The sequence below is a fragment of the Intestinimonas butyriciproducens genome, from assembly GCF_016901775.1.
Classification (GTDB): domain Bacteria; phylum Bacillota; class Clostridia; order Oscillospirales; family Butyricicoccaceae; genus Pseudobutyricicoccus.
Genome location: NZ_JACJKW010000002.1, coordinates 13,178 through 34,425, shown reverse-complemented (window position 1 = coordinate 34,425; position 21,248 = coordinate 13,178). Strand labels below are relative to the sequence as shown.

25 protein-coding genes, 1 tRNA gene and 1 riboswitch are annotated in these 21,248 nt (G+C 58.1%); of the genes, 4 read left to right on the top strand and 22 right to left on the bottom strand.

Going from position 1 to position 21,248, the window contains the following annotated elements; all coding sequences use genetic code 11:
* From cobS to H6A25_RS01445, 17 genes are all read right to left on the bottom strand, one after another.
* Positions 1-771: an adenosylcobinamide-GDP ribazoletransferase gene (gene cobS, locus H6A25_RS01525; RefSeq protein WP_204750256.1), complete on the bottom strand. Its 771-nt coding sequence runs from the start codon at positions 769-771 to the stop codon at positions 1-3.
* Entirely contained in the window at positions 768-1,325 is a 558-nt protein-coding gene (locus H6A25_RS01520; RefSeq protein ID WP_204750255.1) for a bifunctional adenosylcobinamide kinase/adenosylcobinamide-phosphate guanylyltransferase, read from the bottom strand. Before H6A25_RS01520 ends, cobS begins: the two co-directional genes overlap by 4 nt.
* Positions 1,309-2,367, bottom strand: coding sequence for a nicotinate-nucleotide--dimethylbenzimidazole phosphoribosyltransferase (gene cobT, locus H6A25_RS01515; protein WP_204750254.1), 1,059 nt, complete (start codon positions 2,365-2,367; stop codon positions 1,309-1,311). The genes H6A25_RS01520 and cobT overlap by 17 nt, the downstream gene beginning before the upstream one ends.
* Before the next feature lie 6 nt (positions 2,368-2,373).
* Entirely contained in the window at positions 2,374-3,753 is a 1,380-nt protein-coding gene (locus H6A25_RS01510; protein WP_345941566.1) for a cobyrinate a,c-diamide synthase, read from the bottom strand.
* The gene (cbiE, locus tag H6A25_RS01505) at positions 3,743-4,966 is read right to left on the bottom strand and encodes a precorrin-6y C5,15-methyltransferase (decarboxylating) subunit CbiE (RefSeq protein ID WP_204750252.1); all 1,224 of its coding nucleotides are present in this window, start codon (positions 4,964-4,966) and stop codon (positions 3,743-3,745) included. Before cbiE ends, H6A25_RS01510 begins: the two co-directional genes overlap by 11 nt.
* The gene (gene cobK / locus H6A25_RS01500) at positions 4,963-5,733 is read right to left on the bottom strand and encodes a precorrin-6A reductase (protein WP_204750251.1); all 771 of its coding nucleotides are present in this window, start codon (positions 5,731-5,733) and stop codon (positions 4,963-4,965) included. Before cobK ends, cbiE begins: the two co-directional genes overlap by 4 nt.
* On the bottom strand, positions 5,730-6,467 hold the full coding sequence (gene cobJ / locus H6A25_RS01495) for a precorrin-3B C(17)-methyltransferase (protein ID WP_204750250.1): 738 nt from the start codon (positions 6,465-6,467) through the stop codon (positions 5,730-5,732). The genes cobK and cobJ overlap by 4 nt, the downstream gene beginning before the upstream one ends.
* Positions 6,464-7,477 carry a cobalamin biosynthesis protein gene (locus H6A25_RS01490; protein ID WP_204750249.1) on the bottom strand — a complete coding sequence of 338 codons (1,014 nt, stop codon included), beginning with the start codon at positions 7,475-7,477 and terminating at the stop codon, positions 6,464-6,466. The genes cobJ and H6A25_RS01490 overlap by 4 nt, the downstream gene beginning before the upstream one ends.
* Positions 7,474-8,232, bottom strand: a complete 759-nt coding sequence (gene cobM / locus H6A25_RS01485; protein WP_204750248.1) for a precorrin-4 C(11)-methyltransferase — start codon at positions 8,230-8,232, stop codon at positions 7,474-7,476. Before cobM ends, H6A25_RS01490 begins: the two co-directional genes overlap by 4 nt.
* Positions 8,233-8,237: 5 nt before the next feature.
* Positions 8,238-8,927, bottom strand: a complete 690-nt coding sequence (gene cobI / locus H6A25_RS01480; protein ID WP_204750247.1) for a precorrin-2 C(20)-methyltransferase — start codon at positions 8,925-8,927, stop codon at positions 8,238-8,240.
* A complete protein-coding gene (gene cbiD / locus H6A25_RS01475; protein WP_204750246.1) occupies positions 8,924-10,060 on the bottom strand; it encodes a cobalt-precorrin-5B (C(1))-methyltransferase CbiD in 1,137 nt (378 codons plus the stop codon). The genes cobI and cbiD overlap by 4 nt, the downstream gene beginning before the upstream one ends.
* A gap of 36 nt (positions 10,061-10,096) precedes the next feature.
* The gene (locus H6A25_RS01470; protein ID WP_204750245.1) at positions 10,097-10,882 is read right to left on the bottom strand and encodes a sirohydrochlorin cobaltochelatase; all 786 of its coding nucleotides are present in this window, start codon (positions 10,880-10,882) and stop codon (positions 10,097-10,099) included.
* Positions 10,861-11,706, bottom strand: coding sequence for an energy-coupling factor ABC transporter ATP-binding protein (locus H6A25_RS01465; RefSeq protein ID WP_204750244.1), 846 nt, complete (start codon positions 11,704-11,706; stop codon positions 10,861-10,863). Before H6A25_RS01465 ends, H6A25_RS01470 begins: the two co-directional genes overlap by 22 nt.
* Position 11,707: 1 nt before the next feature.
* Entirely contained in the window at positions 11,708-12,634 is a 927-nt protein-coding gene (cbiQ, locus tag H6A25_RS01460) for a cobalt ECF transporter T component CbiQ (RefSeq protein ID WP_204750243.1), read from the bottom strand.
* 63 nt (positions 12,635-12,697) lie between these two features.
* A complete protein-coding gene (locus H6A25_RS01455; protein WP_204750242.1) occupies positions 12,698-12,997 on the bottom strand; it encodes an energy-coupling factor ABC transporter substrate-binding protein in 300 nt (99 codons plus the stop codon).
* Positions 12,994-13,749, bottom strand: a complete 756-nt coding sequence (locus tag H6A25_RS01450; protein ID WP_204750241.1) for an energy-coupling factor ABC transporter permease — start codon at positions 13,747-13,749, stop codon at positions 12,994-12,996. The genes H6A25_RS01455 and H6A25_RS01450 overlap by 4 nt, the downstream gene beginning before the upstream one ends.
* A gap of 156 nt (positions 13,750-13,905) precedes the next feature.
* Positions 13,906-14,097: riboswitch (cobalamin riboswitch) on the bottom strand.
* A 56-nt stretch (positions 14,098-14,153) separates the two neighbouring features.
* Positions 14,154-15,077 carry a DMT family transporter gene (locus H6A25_RS01445; RefSeq protein WP_204750240.1) on the bottom strand — a complete coding sequence of 308 codons (924 nt, stop codon included), beginning with the start codon at positions 15,075-15,077 and terminating at the stop codon, positions 14,154-14,156.
* Positions 15,078-15,258: 181 nt separating this feature from the next.
* Between H6A25_RS01445 and H6A25_RS01440 the strand changes: the two genes are divergently transcribed.
* From H6A25_RS01440 to H6A25_RS01430, 3 genes are all read left to right on the top strand, one after another.
* On the top strand, positions 15,259-15,516 hold the full coding sequence (locus H6A25_RS01440) for a hypothetical protein (protein ID WP_204750239.1): 258 nt from the start codon (positions 15,259-15,261) through the stop codon (positions 15,514-15,516).
* A 385-nt stretch (positions 15,517-15,901) separates the two neighbouring features.
* Positions 15,902-16,171: a hypothetical protein gene (locus H6A25_RS01435; protein ID WP_204750238.1), complete on the top strand. Its 270-nt coding sequence runs from the start codon at positions 15,902-15,904 to the stop codon at positions 16,169-16,171.
* 6 nt (positions 16,172-16,177) lie between these two features.
* Positions 16,178-16,615 (top strand): ImmA/IrrE family metallo-endopeptidase, encoded by a 438-nt coding sequence (locus tag H6A25_RS01430; RefSeq protein ID WP_204750237.1) that lies wholly within the window; start codon positions 16,178-16,180, stop codon positions 16,613-16,615.
* On the opposite strand, the gene H6A25_RS01425 is transcribed toward H6A25_RS01430, so the two are convergent.
* The 5 genes from H6A25_RS01425 to H6A25_RS01405 all read right to left on the bottom strand — a co-directional run bounded on the left by H6A25_RS01425 (position 16,606) and on the right by H6A25_RS01405 (position 20,147).
* A complete protein-coding gene (locus H6A25_RS01425; RefSeq protein ID WP_204750236.1) occupies positions 16,606-17,886 on the bottom strand; it encodes a dihydroorotase in 1,281 nt (426 codons plus the stop codon). The genes H6A25_RS01430 and H6A25_RS01425 overlap by 10 nt on opposite strands.
* Before the next feature lie 70 nt (positions 17,887-17,956).
* Positions 17,957-18,046 (bottom strand) — tRNA-Ser (locus H6A25_RS01420).
* A 59-nt stretch (positions 18,047-18,105) separates the two neighbouring features.
* Positions 18,106-18,708 (bottom strand): GNAT family N-acetyltransferase, encoded by a 603-nt coding sequence (locus tag H6A25_RS01415; protein WP_204750235.1) that lies wholly within the window; start codon positions 18,706-18,708, stop codon positions 18,106-18,108.
* 18 nt (positions 18,709-18,726) lie between these two features.
* Positions 18,727-19,398: a PAQR family membrane homeostasis protein TrhA gene (gene trhA, locus H6A25_RS01410; RefSeq protein WP_243423148.1), complete on the bottom strand. Its 672-nt coding sequence runs from the start codon at positions 19,396-19,398 to the stop codon at positions 18,727-18,729.
* Between the two features lie 140 nt (positions 19,399-19,538).
* A complete protein-coding gene (locus H6A25_RS01405) occupies positions 19,539-20,147 on the bottom strand; it encodes a TetR/AcrR family transcriptional regulator (protein ID WP_204750234.1) in 609 nt (202 codons plus the stop codon).
* Positions 20,148-20,303: 156 nt separating this feature from the next.
* On the opposite strand from H6A25_RS01405, the gene H6A25_RS01400 reads away from it, so the two are divergent.
* Positions 20,304-21,164: a DegV family protein gene (locus tag H6A25_RS01400; RefSeq protein WP_243423146.1), complete on the top strand. Its 861-nt coding sequence runs from the start codon at positions 20,304-20,306 to the stop codon at positions 21,162-21,164.
* Positions 21,165-21,248 lie beyond the last annotated feature (84 nt).

Genomic DNA, 21,248 nt, shown 5'->3' with positions numbered 1-21,248 from the left:
TCAAAGGGCCAGTGTGGCAAACACCAGCACCGCCAGCTGACCCATTTCACACAGCTGGACAAAATAGCCCTGGAGGTCTCCTGTGATGCCCCCCAGCTCCTTTTTGGCCCAGGCGCCGTACCAGAGCCACAGCAGGAAAGCGACAAGCCCCATCAGAGCTCCCACCATCTTTCCCACATAAACCAGTGCGCAAAAAGAGAAAATTGCCACAAAAGCCAAAAAGATGCCGGTGTTTTTCTTGGCGGCCCCGTCGGCAAAGATTCGGGCCAGGCCGCTGTTTCTGGCGCAGGGCATCAGGCAAAGGGAAAGCCCGGCCAGGGCCCGCTCCAACACCATGGCAAGGCCCATGAGAAAAGCCCATGTTCCTCCGGTGTGCCACTGGGACGCCAGGGCCAAATAAAAGAGCAGATAACAGGCGCAGCCCAGAACAGCAAAGGCTCCGGCGTTGGAATCTTTCATAATAGCCAGCTTCTTTTCCCGGTCCCCGTGACTGGCCAGGGCGTCACAGGTGTCGCAGAAGCCATCCATGTGAATGCCCCCGGTGACCAGGATGGGAAGAAGGGTCACCCCCGCCCCCAGCAGCATCTCCCCTGGCTCCAGCGCCTGGCACAGCCAGTCCCACAGCCATAGAGAGATGCCGGAAAACACCCCTACCAGGGGCAGGGCACACAGAGCATAGCGCATATTTTTGCTGTTCCACTCCGCCCGGGGCACCGGCAGACGGGAATACATGGACAGGGCCACCCAAATGGTCTGCCAAAAGGTTTTCATCTTGTTCCTCCTTTGTGGCAGATGGGCACGCCGCAGGTCACTTCCCACACCTCGTCGGCCTGCTTTGCCATCTCCCGGTTGATTTTTCCCAAAAGCCCCATATACCGGCGGGTCTCCGGGGCATATTGGCTCAAAGGCTCCAGTCCCACCTCGCCGCTGACGGCCACCAGAAGATGGCACTGGCGGCGCAAGGACGCGATCCCCTGCAAAATGGCCTCCACGGCCCCTTGCTCTCCCGCGCCTTCCGGGGAAAAGATCTCGTTGGCCAGAAGGTTTGTGACACACTCCAGCAGCGCCGTCCCCCGCTGGGGCAACACCAGGCTCCCCAGCTCCCAGAACCGCTCCACCGTCTCAAAACCCTTGTTTTCCCGCAGGAGCCGGTGACGGGCGATGCGCCACTGGGCCTCTTTTCCAAAAGGCTCCATGGTGGCGATATAATACCGCTTCCCTGGGGCGGAGACCGCTAAGCTTTCGGCAAACTGGCTTTTGCCGCTGGCGCTGCCTCCCACCACCAGGAGAAAACGGCCTTTTTCTTCCTTATTTCTGGGGCACATACGCTTCCATCTGGATGTCGGAGAAGGTACCCATGCCAAAATAGATATCATAGGCCATATCCAGAAGGGGAAGGGCGGCCACGGCCCCGGTGCCTTCGCCCATGCGCATTCCCGCATTGATCATGGAGGAAAGCCCCAATTTATCCAGCAGGACCTGACCGGCAGGCTCTGCGGAAACATGGCTTGCCACCATGGCGCAGGTGCACAGCGGCGCCAGCCCCTGGGCACACAGGGCGGCCACGGCGGAGATCAGCCCATCCACAATGATGGGCACCTGGTACAAAGCGCCGCCCAGATACAGTCCGGCCATTCCGGCAATGTCAAAGCCGCCCACTTTGGAGATCACATCCACCGGGTCACTGGGATCGGGCTTGTGAAGATCCAGAGCCTTCTGAATCACCGCTTTTTTCCGCATCAGTCCCTCGGTGCTCAGACCGGCTCCCCTTCCGGTGACGGTCTCCACCGGAAGGGAGAGCATGCTGGCGGTAACGGCGCTGGAGGTGGTGGTGTTGCCGATGCCCATCTCTCCGGTGGCGATGATCTTGTACCCCTGCTCTTTCAGCTCCCGCACCACCTCCACTCCGGTGAGGATGGCCTTCACAGCCTGCTGACGGGTCATGGCCGGCTCCAGCGACAGATCCTTGGTGCCATAGGCCACCTTTCTGTGCCACAGGCCGGGGGCTTCCACATCCCGGTTGATGCCGATGTCCACCGGCACCACATCGCACCGGTTCATATGAGCCATGTGACAGACGCAGCTTTGCCCCTCGGTCAGATTTTTGGCCACCAGGGCGGTGATGCTGCTGTCGGTCTGGGTGACCCCCTGGGCCACCACGCCGTTATCAGCACAGAGCACCGCCACGGCCCGCTTGTCGATGCGGTACTGGGCGTCACCGGTGAGGGCAGCGATACGCATGACATTTTCTTCCAGCATTCCCAGACTGCCCAGGGGTTTTGCAATGGTGCTCCACCTTTTCAGACATTCCTGCCGGGCTCCTTCGTCAGCACCATGGATGCCGGCACACACTTGCTCCAAAGTCATTGCTTATCATCCCTTTTTTTGTTTTTGATATTGTGCAGCCGCCGCCACAAACCGGGCGGCAAAGCCCAGATTGCTGTAAAAATACAGATGGGGGAATCCGGCCCACAGGGTGCGGCTGGTATGCACACATTCCCAGGTGCGGGTAGAAAGGGGCTTTTTTGCAAAAGCATCCTTTCCCGGCTGGGTGCTGTCCCAATAATGAAATTCATGGCCCCGGATTTTTTCTTCCCTGGGGCACATCAACCCGGTCCGCCAGGAAGTCACCTCCACATAACCGAACCGTCCCAGCTTGCCTGTGGGAAATCCTTCCCCAGGCAGCACTCCGGCCATGGGCCAGCTGCTGCCTTCCTCATCCTGCAAACTCTTTTGCAGATAAAGGAAGCCGCCGCACTCGGCCAGCACCGGCATTCCCCTGGAAGCAGCCTGCTTCACATTTTCCCGGCAAGCCTGGTTCTGGCTGAGCTGCCGGGCGTAAAGCTCCGGATACCCTCCGCCCAGATACAAAGCATCGGCTTCTTCTGGCGGTCCTTCGTCTTCCAGGGGGCTGAAATAGACCAATTTGGCCCCCAGCTTCTCCAAAAGCTCCAGATTCTCCTGATAATAAAAGCAGAATGCCTTGTCCCTGGCCAGGGCGATCACCGGCTGGGTGATGGCGCGGGCCGGAAGGATCAGCACTTCTTCCTCCAAAGGCAGCGCACTTTCCATCAGTTCCAGCAGCCTAGGGATGTCGATGGTCTCTTCCGCCTGAGCGGCCAGAGCCGCCAGCTTTTCCCGCAGCCCTGTCACCTCTTCTGCCGTCACCAGTCCCAGATGACGGCTTTCCAGGGCGCACTCCGGCATGGGCGGCAGATAGCCCAGCACCGGTATCCCCAGCTCTTCTTCCAGCATGGGTTTCAGCAAGGCATAGTGGCCTTTGCTGCACCGGTTGAGAAGGATCCCCCGGCAGCCGCTATCCTCCCGGAACCCCAGCAGTCCTTTCAGAGCAGCGGCCAGCGTGAGGGAAGAGCCTCCCGGCTGCACCACCAGCACTACCGGAGCCTTCAGCACCTGGGCCACATGATAAGCACTGGCCTGGGTGCTTTTCCCCGCCACCCCGTCGTAAAAGCCCATGGCCCCTTCGATGAGCGCCACACCGCAGCCCTGGATCCCTTCCTGGAACAAAAAGCGCGCCCGGTCTTCCGGTACGAAATACAGATCCATGTTGTGGGCCCTGGCCCCAATGACCTGGCTGTGGAACATGGGATCGATGTAGTCGGGGCCGCATTTGAAGGCAGCGGGAGAAAGGCCCCGGTTCATCATGACCTGCAAAAGAGCACAGGCCATGGTGGTTTTGCCTGCTCCGCTGTTTGGAGCGGCCAGCACCAGACGGGGAATGTTATAGGCCACTGCCTTCACCTCCCAGCACATACACCGGATTGAGGGCGGTCATCATGTGATACCGGCCCACTTCTTTTCCCCGGCTCACCGCCACCTGGCTGACGCGGATGTTCACAAAGCCCTGGTTTGTCAGCTCTTCCAAAGCCTGATGCACCGTTTCCAATGCAATGGCGTTGATGACCACCCGGACATGGGGATTTTTCTTGCGGGCCGCCTGGAGGATCGTCCCCAGATTCCCTTTGGAGCCGCCGATGAACACCCCTTGCGGGGCCGGAAGAGCTTCCAGTGCTTCCGGGGCCATGCCCTGCACCGGAAACAGATTCCTCAGTGCAAACCGGCGCTTGTTCTCTTCCAGCAGGGAAAAGGCTTCCTCCCCGCATTCCACGGCGTACACTCTCCCCCTCCGGGCCAGGCGGGCCAGTTCCACCGACACCGAACCGGTTCCCGCCCCCACATCCCATAGGGTATCCCTTTCCCCAGGAGAAAGGAAGGCCAACGACACCGCCCGCACTTCCTGCTTTGTCATGGGTGCTTTGCCCCGCAGGAAGCAGTCGTCCGGCAGGCCGCCGGTGAGACAAAGGGGTGCAGGCCAGGGGTTTTCCACCAGCATCACCGAAAGAGATGCAAACTCCCGCTCCGCCAATTCTGCCGCTGTTCCCCGGGTGATGATTTCCTCCGGATAGGACAGGTTTTCCCCCACCGTCACCGGCAAATCTCCCCATCCTTCCTCTTTGAGACGGCGGCAGATTCTTTGAGGGGTAAACTGGCCCCCGGTGAGGAAAAAGGTCTCTTTATGGCAGCGCACCTCTCCCACAGGGTCCACCTGCTCTTCTCCCATGCCGTGGGCGCTGACCAGGTGATAGTCCTGCCAGGGCATCCCCAGACGGCAGGCCAGATACTGGGGAGAGGAAAGGCCGGGCAGCACCTCCACCGGGCCAAAGTCCAGCAGTGGCAGCAGTTTCCGGGCGCCGCTGTAAAAGCCCACATCCCCGCTGAGCACCACGCAAGCCGCTCTTTTCCCCTCTTCCATGGCCTGTTTCAGTCGGGAGACGATCTTCTGGGGGGCGATCTCGGGATATTGTTCCCCAGTCAGTCCTTCCGGCAGGCTCTCAAGCACCCGGCGTGCCCCCACCAATACCTGGGCATTCTGCAAAGCCTTCCAGGCTCCCAGGGTCAGGGTATCCGGACTGCCCAGACCGCCTCCCAACAGGGTGATTTTCATGGGTGTTCCTCCTCTCCCAGCTGTTCCAGCTGTTTTACCACCTGCTCATAGCTCATGCTCCCCGCTTCTTCCGGCGGACGGCCGATGAGCAGCAGCCGGGCGCCCCCTTCCTGGGCTGCCTGGCATTTTTCCGCAAATCCTCCCGGTGTTCCCCCGTCTTTGGTCACCAGAATATCGATGTGATACTGGTGAATGAGAGCCACATTCAGCTCTTTGGTGAAAGGTCCCTGCATGGCGATGATATGCCCTCGGGGCAGACCCAGCGCCGCCGCTTCCTCCACAGCCGTACCCATGGGAAGCATCCGGGCAAAAAAACGGCTGTCAAACCCGGTGACCGATGCAAACACACCCAGTTCCTTGCTGCCAGTGGTGAGCAGCACATTCCCAGGCAATTTTTCCAGCAGCCGGGCCGCTTCTTTGGTATCTGCGGATTGCACGGCGTCAGAGGGCAAAAGGCTCCCTGGCCGCAGCAGACGAAGATAGGGCGTCCCCGCCTTTTCACAGGCCCGACGGATGTTCCAGGTCACATCCTGGGCATAGGGATGGGTGGCGTCCACCACCTGGCAGAACCCTTCCTTTTTCAGCAGTCCTTCCATGGCCCCTTCGTCCAGCCTTCCGGTGAGAACGGTCAGGTTCTCCCCCTGGGGCAGCACTTCCCGGCCATAGCCTGTGGCCACCGATGCCGTGACTGCAAAGCCCTTTTCCGCCATGGCCTGAGCCAGCAGCCGTCCCTCGGTGGTGCCCGCAAAGATCAATAGCTTTTTCATCTTTTTTTATTTTCATAGCCCCGGGGAGTGACCATCTTATCCCCCAGGGCCCGGGTGGCTGAATTTCCGATAAATACCGTGGTAAACATATCCACCGGTTCATCCCGCAGCTGACGCAGGGTCATCAGCTTATGCTCCTGGCCCTCCCGGCCGATGTTGCGCACAATGCCGCACACCGTGTTTTCATCCCGGTGCTCCATGACGATGTCGCAGGCCTTCATCAGATGGTCGGCCCGCTTCTTGCTGCGGGGATTGTAGATGCACAGGACGAAATCGGCCTCCGAGGCACAGTGGAGCCGCTTTTCGATGGTCTCCCAGGGGGTGAGCAGGTCGCTGAGGGAAATAATGGCAAAGTCGTGGGTAAGGGGTGCACCCAGCACGGCCCCGCCGCTGAGAGCGGCGGTGATGCCCGGCACTACTTCGATCTCCACCTGAGGATATTCCGGGCTCAGCTCCAGAATCGGCCCGGCCATGCCATAGACCCCGGCGTCTCCGCTGCACACCATGGCGGTGGTCTGTCCGGCCGCCGCCTGTTCCAGAGCCATGCGGCACCGCTCCAGTTCCTTCGTCATGGGTGTGGTCAGAATCTCCTTGCCCTGACAGCTTTCAGCGATGAGATCGATATAAACGGTATAGCCGCAGATCACCTGGCTGTCTTCCAGGGCCTTGCGGGCCTGGGGGGTGATAAACTCCCCGTCTCCCGGCCCTAAACCTACAATATAGAGCTTTTTCATGGCTCTTCCCCCTTTGCAAAATCCAAAATACATTCTCCCAGGCTGAGGGCCACCGTGACGCCCTCCCCGGCCTGTTTGTGCAGGATCAAACGGCCACCTTCCATCAAAGCCGCCCGCTCACACACATTATTGACCCCGGTGACCTTCTGCACAAAGGCTGAAGGGGTAAAGTCCCCTTCCAGGGCCGCAAGCTCTTCCGGGGAATATGTGATAAAAGGAACCCCTCGGCTCTGGCAAAAAGCCACAAGCCCTGGCTCCTCTTTTTTCAAATCAATGCTGGCCGCCTTTTTAAGACTTTGGGGATAGAGTCCCGCCTGGCCAAGGGCATTGTCCACAGCCCTGTGGATGTTTTCTTCCGCTGTGCCCTTGCGGCAGCCGATTCCCGCAATTACCACGGGCGGACAAAGCACCAGCGCCTCGCCCCAGTCACCCTTCTGACAAGTAATGCGGATGTGGCAAGGCCCCTTTTCTCCCTGCACCACCCCTTGGGGCAGATTTCCCTTCCAGGGAAAATCGCTCCACAGAACCACTTCCTTCCCATCCAGAAGCCGGGAGGACACCCTTTTGATGGCCTTGGGATTGAGGATGGAAAGGCCCTGCCGGGTGGCCCAGGTGTCCACGGCAAAAAGCCCCCGGCCATCGGTGGCAGTGGTGAGGATGGGCTGGGCTCCCAGTATCTCCCCGGCCCACAAAGCAATGCGGTTGCAGCCGCCGATGTGCCCGGACAGCAGAGGGATGGCATAGCGTCCCCCTTCGTCACAACAGAGCACCGCCGGGTCCCGGGTCTTGTCCTGCACAAAGGGCGCCACCGCCCGCACAGCAATGCCCGCCGCCCCCACATAGACCAGCAGGCCGCAGTCTGCAAAATGCTCCTTTGTCCATTGGTGCAGAGGGTTTTCCTTCCCGCCCCGGCAAAGAGTGCAGCAGATGCCTTTTTCCTCCAGCCCTTTCCTCAAACGCTCGCCGGTGTCCATTCCCCGCTGGGTGAAGGCGATGATGGCACCGTTCACTGTTTTTTGCCTTCCCGGAAACCGGTGGTAAAATTGGGGTGATAGAGCAGGGAGCGGTCATATTGCTGCCCCAGGAAATCACCCACCAGGATCAACGCGGTCTTGTTGATGCCCTCTTTCTGAGCGGTCTCCGCCAAGGTACTCACCTGACAGATGCACACCTTCTCATCGGGCCAGGTGGCCTTGTAGACGATGGCCGCCGGAGTTTCCGGCGGATATCCGCCCTCTACCAGGTCCTCTGTCAGCTGCTCCAGAAGCCCTGCCGACAGAAAAATGGCCATGGTGGCCCGGTGAGCGGCCAGAGAGCGGATGTTCTCCTTTTCCGGCACCGGTGTACGCCCGGCGGCTCTGGTGATGATCACCGTCTGGCTCACTCCGGGCAGGGTGTACTCCGCCTGCAAAGCGGCGGCGGCACCACAGAAACTGGACACGCCGGGCACCACCTCAAAGGGGATGTTCTTTTGCCGCAGGGCATCCATCTGCTCCCGGATGGCCCCATAGATGGAAGGGTCTCCGGTGTGGAGCCGCACCACATTTTTGCCCAGAAAATGGGCTTTGGCCATCACATCCACCACTTCTTCCAGGGTCATTTTGGCGCTGTTGTGGATCTCGCAGCCTTCTTTGGCATAGGAAAGCAGCTGGGGATTGACCAGGCTGCCTGCATAGACAATCACATCGGCCTGGCCCAGCAGACGGGCTCCCCGGACGGTGATCAGATCGGCGGCGCCGGAGCCCGCCCCTACAATGGAGATCATCTTCCTCACTCCTTTATTACAATGGTGGTGAAATAGCCGGCTTCGGGAATGCCCTCCGCCAGATCCCGGCAGACCTTCTCATCGGGAAGGCCGCAGTTCTGCACCAGGGAAGCCTTGTGGGAAAGCCCCAGCTTGTCCAGGGTCTCCCGCACCTGCGGCAGACTTTTCCCCGATTTCATCAGCACCTTGGTGCCCGGCAGGGACAGGTGCTCTTCCAGATTGCCGTGGCCGCCGGGAATGATGTGCAGCGGCTGGCGCATGACGGTAAGGCTCTGCTGCAGCAAAGCCGCCACGGCACAGAAGCTGGGCACGCCGGGGATCACTTCTGTCTCATACCCCGCCCCTTTGATGATCTCCAGCAGATAGCTGAAGGTGGAATAGATGGACACATCCCCCAGATTGAGCATGGCCACATCCTGACCCTGATCCAGGTATTCCATCACGGCCCGGGCCTGGGCCCTGTGGCTCTCCTCCAGCTTTTGCTTGTCCCGGGTCATGAGAAATTCCAAAGTGAGAATGGTTTTACCCGAAAGATCCACCGCTCCCCGGGCAATGTCCAGAGCCAGCGTCTTTTCTCCCCGGGTCTCGGGAGCGGCGATCACCGGGCAATGCTCCATAGCCCGGATGGCCTTGAGGGTCAAAAGCTCCGGATCTCCCGGACCGACGCCCACTCCGTAAAAGGTACCTTTTTTCATTCTTTTTCCTCCATCAAACCCAAAAGGCCTTTCACCTGGGAGGTCTCTCCCAAAAAGCCCTGGATGTTATTGTAAATAATAGCGCCTACCGAAAAATTCCCCGCCGCCCGCCGTTCCAGATGATACTGGATCTTATAGAGCAGAGTCTGCCGGACTTTTTCCCACAAACCGGCTTTCTGCAGCAGCTCCAGAGCGCCATCGGTGGTGGCCGCTTCCATGATCTGCCCGATGAGGGAGGCTTCTCCCCCGGCCAGCGCAGCGTGAGCGGCCAGGATCTCCATGCGGCAGTCGGCCAGACGGGAATGGGTGTCCATCACCCCACCAGCCAGTTTGACAAATTTACCCAAATGTCCCACCAGCAGCACTTTTTCATAGCCATACTGAGCGCAGTAGTCCAGGCTGGCGCCGATGAAGTTGGCGCATTTCACCTGGGGCCATGGGGGAAGAGGGGCATAAGTACGGATAAATGCTTCCCCGTAATTTCCCGGGGTGAGGATCAGCTTGTTCTCTCCCTGGGCCCGGTGCATCCGGATCTCCACTTCGATGCTCCTCTGCAAAGCCTCCAGGCTCTGGGGCTCCACAATGCCGCTGGTGCCCAGCACAGAAAGTCCTCCCACAATGCCCAGGTTGGGGTTGAAGGTCTTGGCGGCCAGTTCCTCTCCCTGGGGGATGGAAATGATGGCCTCCAGGCCGCACCTACAATCCCCTTCCTCCAGCACCTGGGAAAGGGCCTGAGTAATCATCTGACGGGGCACCTGGTTGATGGCGGCTTGTCCCACCGGCTGGTTCAAACCGGGCTTTGTCACCCGTCCCACGCCCCTTCCGCCGTCCACCTGAATCCCTTGGGGAATGGGACGCACCTGGGCGAAGATCAGGATGCCGTCGGTGACATCGATATCGTCTCCGGCGTCCTTCCGTATGGCGCAGCGGGCAAAACCTTCTCCCACTTCCAGTTCTTCCACCGGGGCGGAAACCTCCACCCCTTTGGGAGTGAGCAAAGTGGCTTTTGCCGGCCGCTCATGAAGCAGCAGCGCCCGGGCCGCCGCCTGGGCCGCCAAAGCAGCACAGGTACCGGTGGTATAGCCGCAGCGCAGCTTTTTGGTCCCTTCCTGGCGGTATAATTCAAGACCCATGGCGCTCCCCTCCTTTTTTCGGCAATTTCTATTGTACTATGCCTGCTCCTTGGTCTCAAGAAGTTTTCGGCAATGATCCACATAGATTTGCCGGACGGCGGGGATTTCACCCATTCCACGCAGGGCGCAGCGCACTGTAAGCCCGGCTTTCTCAAACAACGCTTTCCAGCTGTCTTCTTCCCCGGCCATGTCGTTGCGGGCATGGTCCCCGGCCACCAGCATCATGGGAGCCAGCAGCACCCGGCGGAAACCGGCCTTCTGCACCTGCGCCAGCACATCCTCTCCCTGGGGCCAGCCCTCCACGGTGCCCACAAACACATCCGTCCGGCCCAGCAGGTGGAAAATATAGCCGATGGCCGGATAGACGGCGTTGGCCGGATGCTCGGTGCCGTGGCCCATGAACACCAAAGCCTCCCCTTCTTCCGGGGAAAAGTCCTCCAGCAGCCCTTCAGCCGCCCGGCGGCAGTCCTCCATGTCATAAAGCAGCGGACGGCCCAGGACTACCCTTTCAAACAATCCCGCTTTTTCGGCCACCTTCTGGGAAAGGGCATGGTATTCCTCCCCGCAGATCAGATGGGTGGGCTGGATATACAGGGTCCGTACACCCTGAGCGGCCAGCTGCTCCATGGCTTCCTGAGGGGAAGGCACCTGCTCGCCCCGCTTCGCCAGGATACGGCGGATGGTGGGGCTGGTATAGGCTCGATAGGCCGGGAGATGGGGGAAAGCCTGTTTCAGTTCTTCCTCCAAAGCACCGATGGTCTTTTTCCGTGTTTCCTCCACGCTGGTGCCAAAGCTGACGATCAGCAGTGCGGTCTGTTCCATTGTTTCTCTCCTTTGATCCGTTGTTCCAATTCCTCTATGGTGCGGGGCGGATGTTCCTCCATCCCCAAGGCCCGGGCCGCCCGAAACAAAAAGGGCGGCCGCAAATGGGCTTTTTCCAAAAGTTCTTCTTTTTTAAAAAGTTCCCATGGGGGCAAATCGGCCAGAAGCCGGCCTTTTTCCATTACAAGGCACCGGTCGGCCCACCCATAGGCAAAGTCCACATCGTGGGTGGCCACCATCAGGGTCAGACCCTTCTGGTGCAGCTTTTCCAGCAGCCCTTCCAGTTCCCAGGCTCCCTGAGGGTCCAAAGCAGCGGCCGGCTCATCCAGCAGCAGCACCTTTGGCTCCATGGCCAGCACCCCCGCGATGGTCACCCGCTTTTTTTCGCCGCCGCTGAGATATTGGGGTGCTCTTTCCTCAAACCCTTCCAAACCCAGCTGGCAAAGGGCATCCTTGGCCCGCTTTCTGGCTTCTTCCTGGGAAAATCCCAGGTTCAGCACACCGAAGGCCACATCTCCCAGCACCGTAGGGGCGATGATCTGTTCATCCGGCTGCTGGAAAACGATGCCCACTCCTTGCCCCAAGGCCAGCCGGTCCCTGCGTTTGCGGCAATCCATGGGCTGCCCCTCATAGACCACCCGTCCCTTTTGAGGATGAAGCACGCCGTTGCAGCAAAGAAACAAGGTGGATTTTCCCGCTCCGTTACCTCCCAGCACCGCAATACGCTCCCCGGCTTTCACCTTGAGAGAAAGCCCTTCCAAAGCAGGAGCATCTCCGCCATAGGAATAGCAAAGGTCCTCCAGCTGCAATATGATCTGTTCCATGTTACCTCCCCGGCCAAAAGACCCCGATCCCCAGGGCTGCAAGACCCAAAGCGGCCCACAGGCCATGACGCAGCCGCACAGGCTTTTTCTCCTGCAAAAAGCAGAAGGCGCCGTCATACCCCCGGCTCTCCATGGCCTGCCAGCTCCCCTCGGCCCGGAGAATGGCGCCCCCCAGAAGCCCCTGGGCCACCAGAGCAAAACTCTGCACCCTTCTTCCAAAGCGGCCCTGCCCCATGCGGGCCTGGGCGGCCTGATTGCGCCGCTGTCCCTCCTCCCACAAAAGGAAGAGGAACCGGTAGATCAAAAACATCAGTTCCAGCACCACCTGGGGCACATGGATTTTTTCCAGACAATGGATGATCTCCGGCAAAGGGGTGGACAGGCTGAGGAAATACAGGCAGCTCACCCCGCCCATGGCACGGCAGAATGTGAGAATGGCGTCCTGCCGTCCCGCTGCCGTGGCCGAAAGCCATACCGGCCCCAGAGGGATGTCCAGAAGCCCTGCGGGAGCCGGGGAAAGATGAAAAATCATCACCAGAGCACTCAAAGCGATGAACGATAGGGGCAGCGCCAGAAAGGAAAGATACCGTCTGAGGGGCACTTTTCCCTTCCATACGGTGATTCCGCCCAGGATCAGGCCTGCCAGCAGGGGCGGCCAGAGGCTCTTGGCCCCGGCGCAAAGAAAAAGAGATCCCAGGGAAAAAAGAATCTTAATCCCCGGATGCACCTTGCCCAAAGGGGAACGCTGGGCCAGCTGATCAAAGGACGCCACTCCATGGTGGCTATGTCCTCCATGCCCCAAAAAGAAAAAGGCCAACAGCGCCGCCGCAGCTCCCAGAATCAGGGCGTCGGTTCCCGGCAGGCTGCCCCAGGTGAAGGCCAGCGCCAGTGCGAAAGCCAGAAGGCCCCAAAGCACCCGTTTCACCATTCCTGCTTTCCCCCTTTCACGCACGCCAAGCCCTGCCGCAGGGCAGGGCTTGGAAGGGGTCGCTTATTGAGATGCTTCATCATTCCGGTATTTTTTCCGGGCAGCCAGCCAGCCGAAACCAAAGCCCAGCACTCCAGCACCCAGACCGGCCTGGAGACAGAAGAGCAAGCTCTCTGTCTCTCCGCCAGGGGGTTCCAGAATGCTTTCGGCCCAAGGCTCATAGTCCGGGTCCACCTTCTGTACCGCTTCTTCCGCCGCGCCATCGGCGCCGCCAAACTCACTGTTTTTCACCATCACCAAAGGAAAGACGGCGATGAGGGCGCACAACAGAAGCAAAAGCACTGCAACCACACTCTTTTTCATCTTGCACCCTCCTCACATCTTCTCCGGGCCAGATCCCGCAGCTCCGGCTGGGCATAATGATCCAGCCCCATGACCACCACCACGGTGACGATGCCTTCAATGATGGCCAGCGGCACCTGGGTCAGGGCAAAGATGCCCATAAACTCCATGGCAGAGCTCCACACTCCGCCTGTACCAGGATGAGAAAGGCCCAGCTGGAAGCTGGTGATGCAATAAGTGAACAGATCTCCCAGCATAGCGCCCAGGAACACCGAAATTTCCCGCTTCATGCCCATTTTCTGGCACAGCTTCCACACCCCGTAGGTGAGGAAGGGTCCGGCAATGGCCATGCTGAAGGTGTTGGCCCCCAGGGTGGTCAGGCCGCCGTGGGCCAGAAGCAGTGCCTGAAACAGCAGAACAATAATACCCAGCACCGCCATCACCGAAGGCCCGAAGAGCATGGCCCCCAGACCGGTGCCGGTGGGATGGCTGGAAGAGCCGGTGACGCTGGGGATCTTGAGAGCCGACAGCACAAAGGCATAAGCCCCGCACATAGCCAGAAGCAGCAGGGTCTTCCGGTGATCCCGGGTGATGTTCTTGATGCGGATGACGCCCCATACCAAAAAGGGCAGACAAATGACGCCCCAGGCCACACAGTGGCTGGGGGGCAGGAATCCCTCCATAATGTGCATCGCGCCTGCCTGCCGTGTTACACCGGCACCCAGGGCCATGAACAAAGAGAGACTCAGAGCCAGTTTTTCTCGTTTGCGCATGACAATTCCTCCTTTTTTCTCGGCGGTCTCTGGCACAAAAAAATGCCTTTTCCCTGGGGAAAAGGCATAAAAAGACCAAAGTGCCAAAGCACTGCCCTTGTTACGCCAGCCAAGGATTCCGTTAGCTGTGTAATCTGCCGCGCGCCGCAATGCGGCCCGGCTATTTATCAACAGGCAGGTCTTCTGGCTCAGGCGTCTTTGCCCTTTCCGCCTTCCCGTGTGTAACCACAGTGACATTCTGGAAAAGGGCTCGGCCATTACAGCGGCGGTCCCGCGTGGGAATTGCACCCAACTTACCTATTCTCGCCGGAAAAACTTTCCCGGCGCACCGGTTGATCTCTGTCCACGATAGTTTACACCCCCCGCCCTTTTTTGTCAACGAAAAAGGAGAGCGGTTTGGGCTTTTATTTCTCTTTCTGGCGAATTTGTCCCGCAAGGCGTGCCTGACGCCGTTCCTCTTTGGAGGGCAGTTCAGAAATAATGATGGAAGTGACGATGATCAGTCCTCCGGCCACCAGGTTGGTGGTCAACGGTTCATAGCCCATGACCACCGAGGCGATGCAGGCAAACACCGACTCCAGGGAAAAGATAATGGCGCACCGGGAGGGCTCCACATTTTTCTGGCCCACGGTCTGGAAATAGCCTGCGGCCAATGTGGCCAGAAACACCACCAGCAAGGTGGGGATCAAAGCGGCTTTCACATCCACGCCCTCAAAAGTGACTTTTCCCGTGACAAGGGCCGTAATAAAGGAAAGCACACAGGTGGTGGCCTGGGGCAGGAAGGTAAGCACTTTGGAAGGCAGCTGGCTGCTGAAGCGATACAGGAAGGTCATCTGCAAGGCAAACAGCAGAGCCGATACCAAGGTAAGGCCATCACCAAAGGAAAGGGAAAAACTTTCCCCCGGCACCCTGGTGAGCACATAAAGCCCCAGAAAGCACAAGGCAGCACAGGCATAGATCTTCTTTTTGGGCTTCTGCCGCAAAAGGACCCACACCACAAAGGGAGTGAGCACCACATAGGATGTGGTGATAAAGGCACTGTTGGAGGGCGTGGTCATGTTCAGTGCGATGGTCTGCACCAGCATGGCCGCGTAAAGGAAAAAGCCCACCGTCAGGCCCATGAGCACCTGACGGAAGGTGAGATTTTTCACTTCCTTGCCGCAGAAAGGCAGCCAGATCAGTGAGGCCAGCAAATACCGGAGAAACAGGAAAAAGCTGCTGTCCAACCCGGCGTTCAATGCATCTTTCACCCATAAAAAAGAGACGCCCCATAAAAAGGCGGTGCCGATCAGCATCAGATTGAAAAGCCATGCGTTCTGGTGTTTCATGTTGTTTGATCCCCTTTTCCCGGAAACCCGGGGGAAATTTGCCAAAAGGCACTCTATCAGAATAGTACCATGGTCCCCCGCTTCCTGTCAAACGGCGCCAGGGACGCCGGAGGCCCCGGAAGCATACAATAGGGTGAGCGCTCCTTTTCGGATGCGCCAATCCAAAAGGGATGGTGAGAGTATGAGAAATCATTGCCAAAGAAATTGCAGCTCCTGCTGCTCCTGCTGCTCCTGTACCCCCCAGATCCAGACCATCTGCACCTGTGCCCGCTATGTGGATGTTCCCATGAGCATCCATACTGGCAGCGGATACACAGAGCTGGAGTGCTGTCAGGATACCCTGGAAGTGCTGAAGGAGATCTCCTGTGCTCTTCAGCGCATGGCTCCCGCCGAACATTGCTGCCAGTCAGGCTGGGGCCAGAACTGGCACTGCTGCTGAACGCCCGGGGGCTTTGCCCCCCGGATACATCCTTTCTCGTTCTTTCCCTCCCCGCCGTGGCGGCACAGTTTGTGCCGCCACGGCTTTTGTCCTGTTTATGGGACAAGGGCTGTTGGCTTCGAAAAAGTGGCGAATCCACTTTTTCGAGTTTTGCAAGGGGCTGCGTGCACGCTTTAACCCGCACTTGCCTCTTGAGAAGTGTAAAAAGTGACGCACAGGTCGCCACTTTTTACGGATCAAAAAAGGCGGACATTCTTTTTGCTATATCGTTTTTCGGACGACCATAGCCCTTGTCCTGTTTATGGGACAAGGGCTGTGGTATTGTAAAAGAAAGGAAAGCTTTTCCTTTCTTTCCATTTCTCTTACTTTATAAGGAGGGGGCACCATGGATCGGAAAAACACCTCTTCCCGCCCACGGCGAAGCCGGGAGCGGGGGAGCTTTCTCACTCCCCGGGACCGGAGACAGATCAACCGGCGGCTTTCGGCCATGCTGGCCCTTTTGGAAGGCGGCGAGGGGGCGCTGATGTTCGACGGCGAACCCTTGGACAACCCCACCCGCCGTCTGCTGGTATCCAGTCTTCGCCGGCAGCTGGAAATGACCAAAGCCCTGGCCAAGGAAAAATTCACACCGAAAAAATACCGAAGGATGAGGTGAAACCCTATGGTCCAGAAAATCGTTTCCCGTCTGGTGCGCCGCTATGGCACCCGGGACCCTTTTGAGATCGCCCGCCTGCGCCATATCATCCTGATCACCGAGCCTTTGGGCTCCATCCGGGGCTATTACAGCTGCAGCTACCGGCATCAGGTCATCCATCTCAACAGCGATCTGGAGGAAAATCAACTGCGATTCACCTGCGCCCACGAACTGGGACATGCCATCCTCCATCCCAAAGCCAACACGCCTTTTCTGCGCCAGAATACCCTTTTCCCCATCAGCCGCTATGAATGGGAGGCCAGCCGCTTCGCCGTCTGCCTGCTCATCGACGACAGCACACTGGAAGAATATGACGGCTGCACCATCCCTCAGCTGGCCCAGGCCTTTGGGGTCAGCCCTGAGCTGATCGCCTACCGGCTCAAGAAAAGACCGCCTCAGCCCTGATGGGCATAGACCACCTTTCCCTGACAGATGGTGTATTTTACCCGCCCGGTCACATGCCGCCCCAGGAAGGGGGTGTTCTTGCTGCGGGAGCCCAGAGCCTCTTCGGTCACCTCCCAGCTTTCGCAGGGGTCAAAGAGCACCAGATCGGCCGGGCCGCCGGCAGCCAGATACCCGGCATCCAGGCCGTACAGACGGGCCGGCGCCAGACTCATTTTTTCCATCAGCTGCACCAGGGTCAGGTGTCCCTTTTCCACCAGCTCTGTGATACCCAGAGCCAGCGCGGTCTCCAGGCCGATGATGCCGCTGGGAGCTTTCCACAAAGGCTCCGTCCCCTTCTCTTCCTGGGTGTGGGGAGCGTGATCGGTGGCAATCATGTCAATGGTGCCGTCTTTCAGCCCCTGGATCAACGCCTGCCGGTCCTCTTCTGTGCGGAGGGGCGGATTCATCTTGGCCATGGCCCCGTGCTGGGCTACCGCCTCTTCGGTGAGGGTAAAGTGGTGGGGGGTGACTTCCGCCGTTACATGGGCCCCCAGGCTTTTGGCCAGACGCACCATGGCCACGGCATTTTTGGAGCTGATGTGCTGAATATTCACCTTGGCTCCGGTATCCAGGGCCAGCATGCAATCCCGGGCCACCAAAGAATCCTCCGCCACGGCCGGAGAACCGAAAATTCCCAGGCGTTCCGAGGCTTTGCCCCGGTTGATGCCGTTTTCGCCGATAAAGGCCGGGTCCTCTTCATGGAAGCTCAGAGGTTTCTGCAGCTTTTCTCCCCACTCCATGGCCTTGCGGCACAGGCCGCTGTCCAGCAGAGGGATGCCGTCGTCGGTGAATCCTGCCGCTCCGGCCTGGCACAGTGCTTCCAGGTCGGTGAGTTCTTTCCCCGCCATACCCTTGGTGATGCAGGCCGCCGGGAGCACATGGATGCCGGTCTTTTTCCCCTCTTCCAGCACATACTGAAGCGTCTCCACATTGTCCACCGGGGGCTTGGTATTGGCCATGGTGATCACCGTGGTAAAACCGCCCTTCTTGGCAGCCTCCGCCCCTGATTGGATGGTCTCCTTGTGGGTCTGGCCCGGGTCACGGAAGTGTACATGCACATCGACCAGCCCCGGAGCTGCACACAGTCCCCGTGCGTCGATGACCGTCTCTCCTTCCTGCTCCGGCAAGCCATTGCCCATGGCGGCCACCTTTCCTCCTTCCAGGAGGATATCCATCACCTGATCCATCCCGCTGTCCGGACACAGCACTCTGGCCCCTTTGATTCGCAGCATACCCGTTTCCGCCTTTCTCTTTTTTTGGAATAGATAGCAAAAAAGACACGCTGGACAGCGTGTCTTTTCTTGGCGGAGAAGGAGGGATTTGAACCCTCGCGACCCTTTCGAGCCCTACTCCCTTAGCAGGGGAGCCTCTTCACCACTTGAGTACTTCTCCACAGCCTGATGGCTGCACTCATGAGTGCCTTTATATCCTACCATGTCTCATCGGTTTTGTCAAGGACATTTTCTTCCCTCATCCAGGATTTCCTCAGAAGGGACCTTCTCACAGGCTGCAAACATTTTGTTTGACGATCTCCACTCCCGGCTGAGGATGCGCATCATCACAAAATCACTGTACGCACCTTTATAATAGTATGCCTCTTCCAGAACGCCTTCCTGCCGGAATCCCATCTTTTTGTAAAATTCCAGCGCACTGGTATTCAGCGCCACGACTCCTATGGAAACGCGGTGCATCTGATATTCCCGAAAGGCCAGATCCAGCATGATCTCCATGGCTTCTGTGCCATAACCTTTGTGCTGCATTTGGGGATCGGGAATGATGATGGTCAGGTCGGTCTGGTTCCAGGCCGGAAACATCCGCAGCAGGCCGGTCTCTCCCGCGATATGCCCCTCCCTATCGGTGATGGTGAACCAACGGGAATCCTCCGATCTGTGATCGAAAGTGATCTGCCGCTTTATTTTTTCCTCGTCGGTGGGTTTTTCAAAACCGCACTGGAACATGACCCGGGGCTGGTTGAACCAATAAGCAAAAAACGGCGCGTCCTCTTCCCTCTGCTCCCGCAAAAGGATCCTCTTGCCTCTGATTTCTCGCTCCACGGCTATTCACCGCCTTTCTCAGAAAGTGGTAGGGATCACATAAAGAAGGATGCTCAGATAATGGCATACGCTGCCCGCCAGCACAAACAGATGCCAGATGGAATGCATATAGCTGCGGCGGATCGCATAAAAGACGATGCCCACGGTGTAAAATACGCCGCCCAGAGCCAGCAGCAAAAGTCCCCGCCAGGAAAGCGCCGCCATCAGCGGCCGGATGGCCAGAACAACGACCCAGCCCATGGCCACATAACACACCATGGAAATGCGGCTGTATTTCCGCACATCGATGGCGTTGAGCACCACGCCTGCAATAGCCGCACACCACACCACACCAAACAAGCTCCATCCCAAAGCCCCTCGCAGGGTGATCAGCGTATAGGGAGTATAGGTCCCGGCGATCAGCAGGAAAATGGAGCAATGATCCAGCACCTGCAAAACACCCTTCACCCGCCGGTTGGGGCAGGCATGATACAGGGTGGACGCCAGATAGAGAGCAAACAGGGAGAAGGAATAGACGATGGAACTGCTCACCGCCCAGGCATCCCCATACAAAGCCGACAGCACGATCAGAATCCCGAAGCCCACACAGGCCAGGGCCACCCCTATCCCATGGGACACCGAGTTGAAGATTTCTTCGCCCAGGGTGTAGCGGGGAAGATATTCTCTTGCCTTATCCATTCTCATTTCCATATTCGGCTCCTTTCCAGCCATACAAAACAAATAAGTAGTTTTGAAAACCAGATCATAAAATCAATATAATTATATTATCACAGTTCATTGCCGATTCCAATGGTTTTTTGGACGAAAAAAGCCGGTTGTTTGTAAATTTTTTATATCATCGGCGCCCGGAGAGATTTGAACAGCTGATAGGCCATCTTAAATTCCCTTTCCATGGCCTGCATCAGGGAAAAAGAGTAGTTATGAAAGGCCCAGTCGATGACAATGCCCCGGAAATGGCGGACACAGAAGGTGGCGATCGTTTCCGCATCGTATTGCCGGGATAGGATCCCCTTGTCCTGGGCCTCCATCACAAAATGCAGCACCATCTGATAAATGCTCCGTCCGGTGTCAAAGGGCTTTTGGGCGCTGATAGCCAGCATATTCTGATAATACCGGGCTGTGAGCTCACCCTGGTTTTCTTCCATATATTCTGCATAAGCGGTGAAAATAATACGCAATGCGGAAAGACTGCTGTGAAAAGGCCGCACATTCAGCTGCTGACGGATGTAAAGATCCAGCTGCTGGCCGCCTTTTTCCAGCATCTCTTCCTTGGAACGGAAATGGTGATAAAAGGCCCCGGTGGTCACCCCCGCCTCCTTGCAGATGTCCCGGATGGACACGGCGTCGTAGCCATTTTTCCGCATCAGCTGCCGGGCCGTTTCCAGAATCTTTTGCTCGGTTTCCTGGCCCTGGGCTTTCCGCTTCTCCCGATATTCCATCAAGGGTCCTCCCTTTCAAAAGAATTGACAACAATGCCGTCGTTCTGTATAATGAGTATATCACATAACAGCGTTATGTTCTTCTGTTTTTATTATACTTGCAACGGATTTTTCCGTCAACCGGCCCTTTGGGCTTTTGGAAAGGCGTGTGTTCATTTGAATCCTCAAAAAATTGCGGTGCTCACCGACTCCTGCGCTGATATCTCTCCGGCCCTGGCCCGGGAACGGGACATTTTTGTGCTTCCCCTGAAAATCATTTATCCCCACAGGGAGTATTCCGACGGGGTGGACATCACGCCCCAGGAAATCTACCAGCGGATGCCCCAGGCTCTGCCTACCACCTCCCTGCCCGACGGCGGTACGCTGCTTTCTCTGCTGGATGAAATCAAGTCCCAGGGCTTTGAAAAGGTCATTGCCATCTGCTTGTCCGCCGGCCTCAGCGGCACTTATAATATGGTGCGTCTGATGGCAGAAAATTACGAAGGGCTCCAATGCGCCGTATTCGACTCCAACAGCGGCAGCCTGGGAGAGGGCTGTCTGGCGCTGGAAGTGACCAACCGCCTGGCCCAGGGGGCCAGCTGGGAAGAGCTTTTGCTCCTGGTTCCCCGCCTGCGGGAAAACACCCAGGTGATGTTCAGCCTGGACACCCTGGAATACCTGCAAAAAGGCGGCCGGATCGGCAAGATCAGCTGCATTGCCGGTACCATGCTCCAGATCAAGCCCATTATCTCCTTTGCTCCTGACGGCCAGCTGGCCAGCATCAGCAAAGTACGGGGCCGGTATCGGTCCATGGACGAGATGGCAGGGCGTATCCGGGCCATGGTCCCCACCGACGGCACCCCCTATACCCTGGCCACCGCCCATGGCGGCTGCCCCGGGGATCTGGAATATCTGAAAAGCAAACTCCGGGATGAGATCGGCTGCGCCACCCATTATTATGAAGGGGAAATCGACTGTACCCTGGGTGTGCACACCGGCCCCCATCTGATCGGCTGCGGGATTCAGATTTTAGAGTAACTGCAAAAAGCGCCTTCGGGCGCTTTTTTTGCTTTTTCCCCAGGGAGTATGCTATAATCCCTGATGAGTATTCCAACACACACA

Bases quoted from the DNA above. Each gene is read 5' to 3' on its own strand.
- cobS (WP_204750256.1), bottom strand. From the start codon at position 771: ATGAAAACCTTTTGGCAGACCATTTGGGTGGCCCTGTCCATGTATTCC.
- H6A25_RS01520 (WP_204750255.1), bottom strand. From the start codon at position 1,325: ATGTGCCCCAGAAATAAGGAAGAAAAAGGCCGTTTTCTCCTGGTGGTG.
- cobT (WP_204750254.1), bottom strand. From the start codon at position 2,367: ATGACTTTGGAGCAAGTGTGTGCCGGCATCCATGGTGCTGACGAAGGA.
- cbiE (WP_204750252.1), bottom strand. From the start codon at position 4,966: ATGAAAATCACCCTGTTGGGAGGCGGTCTGGGCAGTCCGGATACCCTG.
- cobK (WP_204750251.1), bottom strand. From the start codon at position 5,733: ATGAAAAAGCTATTGATCTTTGCGGGCACCACCGAGGGACGGCTGCTG.
- cobJ (WP_204750250.1), bottom strand. From the start codon at position 6,467: ATGAAAAAGCTCTATATTGTAGGTTTAGGGCCGGGAGACGGGGAGTTT.
- cobM (WP_204750248.1), bottom strand. From the start codon at position 8,232: ATGATCTCCATTGTAGGGGCGGGCTCCGGCGCCGCCGATCTGATCACC.
- cobI (WP_204750247.1), bottom strand. From the start codon at position 8,927: ATGAAAAAAGGTACCTTTTACGGAGTGGGCGTCGGTCCGGGAGATCCG.
- cbiD (WP_204750246.1), bottom strand. From the start codon at position 10,060: ATGGGTCTTGAATTATACCGCCAGGAAGGGACCAAAAAGCTGCGCTGC.
- H6A25_RS01470 (WP_204750245.1), bottom strand. From the start codon at position 10,882: ATGGAACAGACCGCACTGCTGATCGTCAGCTTTGGCACCAGCGTGGAG.
- H6A25_RS01465 (WP_204750244.1), bottom strand. From the start codon at position 11,706: ATGGAACAGATCATATTGCAGCTGGAGGACCTTTGCTATTCCTATGGC.
- cbiQ (WP_204750243.1), bottom strand. From the start codon at position 12,634: ATGGTGAAACGGGTGCTTTGGGGCCTTCTGGCTTTCGCACTGGCGCTG.
- H6A25_RS01455 (WP_204750242.1), bottom strand. From the start codon at position 12,997: ATGAAAAAGAGTGTGGTTGCAGTGCTTTTGCTTCTGTTGTGCGCCCTC.
- H6A25_RS01450 (WP_204750241.1), bottom strand. From the start codon at position 13,749: ATGCGCAAACGAGAAAAACTGGCTCTGAGTCTCTCTTTGTTCATGGCC.
- H6A25_RS01445 (WP_204750240.1), bottom strand. From the start codon at position 15,077: ATGAAACACCAGAACGCATGGCTTTTCAATCTGATGCTGATCGGCACC.
- H6A25_RS01440 (WP_204750239.1), top strand. From the start codon at position 15,259: ATGAGAAATCATTGCCAAAGAAATTGCAGCTCCTGCTGCTCCTGCTGC.
- H6A25_RS01435 (WP_204750238.1), top strand. From the start codon at position 15,902: ATGGATCGGAAAAACACCTCTTCCCGCCCACGGCGAAGCCGGGAGCGG.
- H6A25_RS01430 (WP_204750237.1), top strand. From the start codon at position 16,178: ATGGTCCAGAAAATCGTTTCCCGTCTGGTGCGCCGCTATGGCACCCGG.
- H6A25_RS01425 (WP_204750236.1), bottom strand. From the start codon at position 17,886: ATGCTGCGAATCAAAGGGGCCAGAGTGCTGTGTCCGGACAGCGGGATG.
- trhA (WP_243423148.1), bottom strand. From the start codon at position 19,398: ATGGAAATGAGAATGGATAAGGCAAGAGAATATCTTCCCCGCTACACC.
- H6A25_RS01405 (WP_204750234.1), bottom strand. From the start codon at position 20,147: ATGGAATATCGGGAGAAGCGGAAAGCCCAGGGCCAGGAAACCGAGCAA.